The organism is Paenibacillus sp. J2R1T-4, assembly GCF_059692235.1.
In genome coordinates, this window is record NZ_JCAUBA010000016.1 from 163231 (window position 1) to 170924 (window position 7694).

Annotated in this window: 6 protein-coding genes; 1 reads left to right on the top strand and 5 read right to left on the bottom strand. The window is 45.9% G+C overall.

The features are described from left to right. Positions 1–24: 24 nt before the first annotated feature. From AC58QD_RS23680 to AC58QD_RS23700, 5 genes are all read right to left on the bottom strand, one after another. On the bottom strand, positions 25–1635 hold the full coding sequence (locus AC58QD_RS23680; protein ID WP_497337481.1) for a helix-turn-helix domain-containing protein: 1611 nt from the start codon (positions 1633–1635) through the stop codon (positions 25–27). Further along, entirely contained in the window at positions 1628–3433 is a 1806-nt protein-coding gene (locus AC58QD_RS23685) for a cache domain-containing sensor histidine kinase (RefSeq protein WP_497337482.1), read from the bottom strand. Before AC58QD_RS23685 ends, AC58QD_RS23680 begins: the two co-directional genes overlap by 8 nt. Before the next feature lie 412 nt (positions 3434–3845). Then, a complete protein-coding gene (locus AC58QD_RS23690) occupies positions 3846–5216 on the bottom strand; it encodes an ABC transporter substrate-binding protein (RefSeq protein ID WP_497337483.1) in 1371 nt (456 codons plus the stop codon). Positions 5217–5420: 204 nt separating this feature from the next. Beyond that, positions 5421–6254, bottom strand: a complete 834-nt coding sequence (locus AC58QD_RS23695) for a carbohydrate ABC transporter permease (protein ID WP_497337484.1) — start codon at positions 6252–6254, stop codon at positions 5421–5423. Between the two features lie 17 nt (positions 6255–6271). Then, positions 6272–7201 (bottom strand): carbohydrate ABC transporter permease, encoded by a 930-nt coding sequence (locus AC58QD_RS23700; protein ID WP_497337485.1) that lies wholly within the window; start codon positions 7199–7201, stop codon positions 6272–6274. 272 nt (positions 7202–7473) lie between these two features. Between AC58QD_RS23700 and AC58QD_RS23705 the strand changes: the two genes are divergently transcribed. Continuing rightward, the coding region (locus tag AC58QD_RS23705; RefSeq protein ID WP_497337486.1) for a hypothetical protein at positions 7474–7694 on the top strand (221 nt) is incomplete at its 3' end.

Sequence of the window (7694 nt, forward strand, 5' to 3'; positions counted from 1 at the left end):
ACCTCTTTCTTGTTGGTGTTGATATTACCCTTTATGTCCCCTATATTCGACTGGTGTAACTCCCGTATTCGCTTTGAACAGCTTGATAAAATAGCTCTGATTATCATAGCCGAGCGCTTCCGATATTTTGCCTACGGAATGATTCGTCTGATCCAACAGCTCCTTTGCCCTCGTCAGCTTCATATGCGTCACATAGTCAATAAAGGTGCGTCCGGTCTCTTTCTTGAACAATCTGCTGAAATAGCTATTGTTCAGATGCAGATGCTCGGCCATCTCCTCCAGCCCGATTCGCTTATCCAAATGAAGAGAAACATATTCCATTGCCTCGACCACCTCACTTCGGCGGACATTCCCGCTCCATTCATCGGTAGACGTCATGGCAGACTGCAAATAATGGATCAACCATTCCTGCAGTTCATCCAGCGAATCCATCTCAAGAATCTCGTCGTGCAGAATATCAACCGTGTAAGCAGGGCGAAAATATTGCAAGGACTGCAGCTTAATTCTCAGATCGAGCAGCAGCTTCAGAATCCAGTCTCGAACTTGTTCAGGCGGGAACCTCTTGTCTCTCAAGAACCCCGTGAGCTCTTGAACAGCTGGCTCCAGACGATCGATTTGTTTCCCGAGGAGGATTGTCCTGAAGCTCTCATTCATTTGTTCGTATTTGGAAAAAATATCCTCTGCGCTGAATGATAGCTGCTCCTGCTTCGTGATCGTCTCGTAGGGCAAATAAAACCGTTGTCTCTTGAAATCCAGAAGACGATTCAATTCAGACTTAATCTCCTCTGGAGTTTGTCCGATTCGTCCCAATACAAAGGACATGCTGATCTTTAACGTTCTGCGGACAGAATTCTGGATGGCTTGTGCCAACTCCGTCGCTTCTTGAAAAGGATTAAGCTTCAAGCTTGACTTGTGCGGCATTAATAGAAACGATTCCTTAGAGCTGTAGGTGAAGTGGATCGCATCAGGCGAATGAGCAGCCGCTACCTCTCCTATAACATTGGACACAGCGAATCGCAGCGTCTCATCGGATACAAAGCGCTTTTTCACTTGGCGGTATCTTTCGATATAAGCCATCATCGTCATACACGACTTCTCATCCAGTCGAAGACCGACGTTCTCCGCTTCTCTGCGCCATTGAACAGAGTCCAGAATAGGCTGATGGATCGTGCTGCGAATGAACTTCTCCTTCACCGCTTCGAGGCTGCGGTTCACTCTGAGCTCTAATTGACTTTGCTTATGACTCACACGCAGCTCTTGCTCCATGCTGTCCCTGAATTGGCCGAGCAACGAAGTGAGCATTTGCGGATCGAGCGTCTCTTTCACTACATAATCCTGCACATTCAGCTTGATCGCTTGCTGCGCAAAATGAAACTCGCTGTGGCACGATAAGATGACAACTCGAAGATCAGGCTTCAACTCCTTCAAGCGCTTAATCAACTCAAGTCCATCCATCTTGGGCATGCCGATATCGGTAATAAGAATATCTGGCATCGCTTGAAGCGCGCCCTCATAAGCGTTAGCGCCATTGTCGTACAAGCCGTTCAATCGCAGACCGAGCTGTTCCCATGGGATCGTCTCGGACAGCAGCTCGAGCACCGGATAATCATCGTCCACCATCATGACCTCATACATTGGGTTGTTCCTCCTCACGGTAAGGAATGTACATCGTGACCACGGTCCCTTCCCCAAGCTCGCTCTGGATTTGCATATCAAAATCTCGACCGAACTGCATCTTCATCCGCTCATTTACGTTAGTCAACCCTATGCTGGAAAATCCATTGGCCTTGCCGTGAGAGGAGTTTCCGCCGCTAATCAGCTTCTGTCGAAGCTCCTGCAGCTGTTCCTTCTCCATTCCTACGCCATCGTCTGACACACTCACAACGTAGAAGCTGCCTTTCCTCACCGCTCTGATGCGGATCAACCCAGAACGTTGATTGAGACCATGAATCATTGCATTCTCAATGATAGGCTGCAGAAAGAATCGAGGAACGACCGCTTTGAACGGCGGCCCTTCCAGTTCAAAATCCAGTTCGGCCCGTTCTCTTTGTCTCATGTTCATTAATTGCACGTAATCCGTTACAATCTCTACTTCATCAAAGAACGAGATATTCTCTTTCTTAGGGTCTATGGTTATTCGGAGCAATCGTGATAATGAGGTGAGCATAGCTGCGCTCTGCTTGTCTCCGTTACGCAATATTTTCATCCGAATCGAATTCAGCACATTGAACAGAAAATGCGGGTTGATCTGTGCCTGCAGCATGGCCATCTCCGCTTCCCGCTTGCGATTCTGGGTAATCGATATTTCTGCGATCATTTCTTTTATTCTCTCCAGCATCTGATCGAAGGAACGACCCAGACGTCCTACTTCGTCGACCCCTCGGATATTCGAACGGATTTCCAGGTTCCCCATCTCCACCTTTTTCACAACTTGACCCAAACGAACGAGCGGGCTGGTGAATTTGCCAAGCAAAGACAAGAGTAGAATCAGGAACAAGGCAATAAACAATAGTTGAAACGTAAATACTTGGCTAAAAATCGAATTAATTTTGTGTGCCGCTTCCGCGTAAGGCCTTAGCGAGACCAGATCCCATCCTGCGAAAGGCAAAGGAATGGAGGTGACCAAATAATCCCGATCCTCCATATTCACGATATTGGAGGATGGCTCGGCCTGTGCGGGTTGGGCATATTCAAACAAAGTGCCTATCTTATTGCTGTTCGCATGTGAAATTATTCTGCGATCCTTGTCCAGAATCATTATTTCTTGTCCAGCCGCCATCTTCTCGAACAACGGATTGATCTGATTCTCCAGTAAGGTCACGATTGCATACCCGTAAACCCCGCCCGAGCCGGTCCTCAGCGTTCTGGCAACTGAGATTTGATAAGGATTGCGCGCTTTTTCTGTGAAGAAGACGGTAGGGGTAGCTCTGATCCAATATGATTGATATCCGATCAGTTGACTCCATTCGGGAGACCAGGATTCCTCGTACAGCTTCTTGGGATCATACTCGTAAGTTGGATAATTCGCGAACGCTTCCCCATTCGTAAGAACGATGGAGATAAACAGCTTGTCCCCGCCTACAACAGACAGGCTGTCCATGCGGGTCGAGATTCGATTCCATATATCGAACTGCTCGTATTCACTTCTACTGCCCATGCCCTCTTCCGATGCCGCTTCCTTAAGCAGCACATTCATCTCCGAATCCAATTGAATGAAGTTCGCAGCGTCAAGCATCGACTTGAGGGACTTACTGACATATCCCTCTACTAACCGGAGTGACTCCTGAGCGTTGGACATGGCTTGCTCCTGCACGGCCACTCGGGTCATGGAGTTATAGACAATCAAAGATATATAGACAGGCAACAGAATGCATAGAACGGATGCAAGCATAATCTTGGAGCGTAATGAGGAGAACGAGAATAGACGTTTCATACGAAATCACTCCAGTCGTGCTGCAAATAAACTTATTGAAAAAAACAGCTCCTTCTGGAGCCATTATGGAGACATCGCTTTGAATGGTAAGAAAAACCTCTGGAGCAGGTTACTCCAGATGTCCTTGTTGATTGAGTTCAGTTAGGCGCGTGGGAGGGCAAAAAGATGGACTCCAATCGCTCTTGAAATCGTATTCTTTGAATTTATTTTCAGTTGTGAGAATACGATGTTCAAATGCGACCGCTGACGCTTTTCCACTCCATCTTCCTGCCCTTTTCTGTCCAACTTATATCCAATAATGCTATTTCTCTAAATTCTGATTTGGCTTGCTGAGATTTCAAAAAGAAGGGTGCGGATTAACATCCGGCACCCTTCTAGTATACCATTTTTTCCAATCTAACTCTGAGCAGGCTTACTTTTTGTTGCTGTCAACTATTTTTTGTGTACGTTCTTTCATTTTTTTAATCGAAGTATCGATATCTTGCTTACCTAAGATCAGGAGCTCATATTCCTCGTTAACCACTTTGAAAACTTCGGATTGATAAGCAGCAGGAGGAATGATCTTCGAAGCCTTGGACATCGCTAACACAGAGTTCAAGGAAGCTTTGTCAACCTTCTCCGGATTCTTCGTCTTAGCTAGAATCGTATCGATAATTTTGCTCATATCTTCGGACTTCACTTTGCTCCAGGAAGGAATATTTTTGCCTTGTACTAGCTGACCTTCTGTCGTATACCAACGAACGAACTTGTAGGCAGCTTCCTTGTTCTTCGAGCTTGCTGCAACCGAAACATAGTCGGTAGTAACTGGAGTCAGACCGCTTGGATCGCTAGGTGCGTTTTTCGGATATGGAGCGACGGCTACATTGAAGTTCAACGGGAACTGTTCTGTTCCGCCGATCTCCGTATTCATCCAGCTGCCGATTAAAAGCATGGCGGCATTCTGATTGAAGAATTGCGCCCGGTACGCAAGCTTTTGCGAAATAATATCCGTGTACGGAGTAGAGGACTTGTCTTCTTTTTCCATCTTCACGCGCATTTCTAATGTTTTCTTGAACAGCGGGTTATCCAAATTGGAAGTTCCATCTGCTTTAAGGAATTCTGTATTATCCGGTTGATTGCCCATAGCCAGCTTCATGAATTCCATCCAACCGCCGCTTTGAGGACCATGGAAGTATACTCCGTATTGCTTGGTAGGACCGTCGCCTTTGGTCAATTTCTTAGAGTAGGTCATGAACTCGTCCCAAGTCCAATCTTTTGGAACCGTAAGGCCAGCTTCGTCTAATTTATTCTTATTGAGCAAAACATACCAAGGGTTGAATTTACCTGGGAGTGCATATACTTTGCCATTCAAGGACGTATCTACTTTATATTCGTCGGTTACTTTATAGCCTTCTTTGGCGATGAAGCTGTCAAGCGGTTCTGCCATACCAAGGGATACACGCTGAGCGTAAGAGGCAGGGTCACTGAACATCAAGACGTCCATTGCGTCACCGGAAGCAGCTGCAAGATCGAGCTTTTTCAAGGATTCCTGAGTATCTCCTTTTTCACTCAAGATCACTACATCTACTTTGATGCCAGGATTCGCTTGTTCGAATGCCGGGATTGTACCAGTCCAGTTATAACCAACTTCATTACCGAACGTATACAGCTTCAGTGTAACCGGGTCTTTGGAGCCCGTGTCACCAGCTGCGTTATTCGAATCCGATGCCGTACCGCATGCTGCGGTTATCATACTTACGATTGCTGCCGTGCTTGCAACTTTAGTCCATTTCCATTTGCTCATATCAGGAACCCCTCCCTAAGTGTAAAGCTACTGTTCTGTTTTGTTTTGACGCAGAAAATATCAGAAAAGGATTAAAGCTTATACGTCTGATATTTTAATAAACGCTTTCATCAGGAACATCTTCATTGTATCAACCCAAAACGTTCGTGCGATGCATCAATCTTGACTTGTTATATCACTTTTTTGACACTACTTCTTATTGCGTTACCCCTTGACACCTCCCGTTGCAATTCCTTCAATCACGCTCTTTTGTCCGATAATGAATACGATCAGGAGCGGGACAATAGCTGAGACAGCAGCTGTCATAATCAAGGAATAGAACGAACCGTTAATAGATGTGAACTTCTGCATCGCTAGCTGAATCGTATACAGCTTATCGGTCCGCAAGAAAATTAACGGGTTCTGGTAGTCGTTCCAAGTCCAGATGAATCTCAGGATTGCATAGGTAGCGATGGCTGGTTTAACAAGCGGCAAACAGATTCTGGTGAATATCTTCCAGTGACCGGCTCCATCGATTTTGGCGGATTCAATGAATTCGTTATGAACCCCCATGAAGAACTGTCGAAGCATAAAAGTGCCCAATACACTAAAGCTGCTTAGAAGGATAAGGCCTATATGATTGTCAAACAATCCAATGTAACGGTACAAGATGAACTGAGGAATCAGGATGGCCTGAGATGGAATCATATAAGTCGCAAGGACGATGATGAATAAATATTTGCTGGCGTTAAATTGGATTTTGGAAAATCCGTAGGCTGCCATTGCGCTCACTAGTGCTGAGATCACCGTTGTGCCTACACTGACCTTGATCGAGTTCCAATAATATTTGTAAAAAGGAAACTGCCCGAACCATACTTCCTTATAATTCTCGTAACCGTTCCAGTGTCTAGGAATCCATTGAATCGGATAGCTGAACACTTCGCCTTCCAGCTTGAAGGATGCCGATAACATCCAGAAGAAAGGAAGCAGGAACAATAAACTCCCGGCTAACATCAGGATGGTTACAACCGTTTTCTTTATATCAATGCCCTGTCGCATGATGGCTCACTCCCTTCTTAATAATTAACCCATTTCTTCTGCCCGATCCATTGCAGGATTGTAATGATGAAAACGCATAGGAAGAGCACGATCGCCATGGAGGATGCATACCCAATTTTCAAGTTGACGAATGCCGTTTCATATAAGTACCACACAATCATCGAAGTTGATCCTGCTGGCCCTCCCTGTGTCAAAACAGCAATGAGGTCGAACACTTTGAAGCTGGATATGATACCTGTAATTAATAAGAAGAAGGAAGTAGAGGATAGCATCGGGAACGTAATGCTTTTGAACTGGACCCATTTGTTCGCCCCATCAATTTCTGCTGCTTCGTACAAATCCTTAGGAATCGCTTGCAAGCCAGCAATATAGACAATCATGTTAAAGCCAATGGACACCCAGATGGAGATCGTCATAACCGATGCCAAGGCAAAGGATGGATCGGCAATCCACTTGGGTGGATTCTCGATGCCGAGGGCCATAAGGAATTGGTTAATCGGACCGAATGAAGGGTGGAACAACACCTGCCACACAACTGCAACCGCAACAACACTGGAGATGTAAGGCATGAAGTAAGCTACCTTGAAAAAGCTTTTGAAGTAAACGAATTTATCAATCACAATGGCGAGAAACATAGAGATTGCCAGGTAGATCGGTACCACGAGCAGGAAAATAGCGTTATTGCGCAAGGAACGGATGAACGTGTCGTCATCGAAAAGTCTGGCGAAGTTTTTCATTCCGACCCATTTGAAACCATTCAGGCCAGCAACAAAGTTCCAATCTCCGAACGAAAGAGCAATCGTAGCCAAAATAGGCAATAGCGTAAGTATAGTTACCCCGATCAGCATGGGGCTTACGAACAAAAAACCGGCCAAGGTTTCGCGGGATTGAATGGAGCTGAACTTGCGGCGCTTGGTAACGGACGGAATAGCCGTGTTCTTATCCATTGTGACCACCTCTTTTTCACGATAATGAATTAACTTTCTTCATTATAGAGGACAGTGGTCGAGATTCTTTAACGGTATATTGCCCAATTACATAACAATCTTGACTTTTCATTGTGCAAAATGGATGTGGGGGATTAGCGGGAGGAGTTACAGGGAGAATGTGCATTTTGTTGGGATTTGGCAGTAATCAAGTCGTAAATACTGAATGACCACTCAAATCCAGCCAATGTGGACATAAGTGGTCATTGTTGAGGGCAAGGAGGTAGGTTAGCGTGCGAAGTAAACGGAGGAACGAGGAGGAACGAGGAGGAACGAGGAGGAACGAGGAGGAACGAGAGGAACGAGAGGAACGAGGAGGAACGAGAGGAACGAGAGGAACGAGGAGGAACGAGGAGGAACGAGGAGGAACGAGGAGGAACGAGGAGGAACGAGGAGGAACGAGGAGGAACGAGGAGGAACGAGGAGGAACGAGGAGGAACGAGGAGGAACGAGG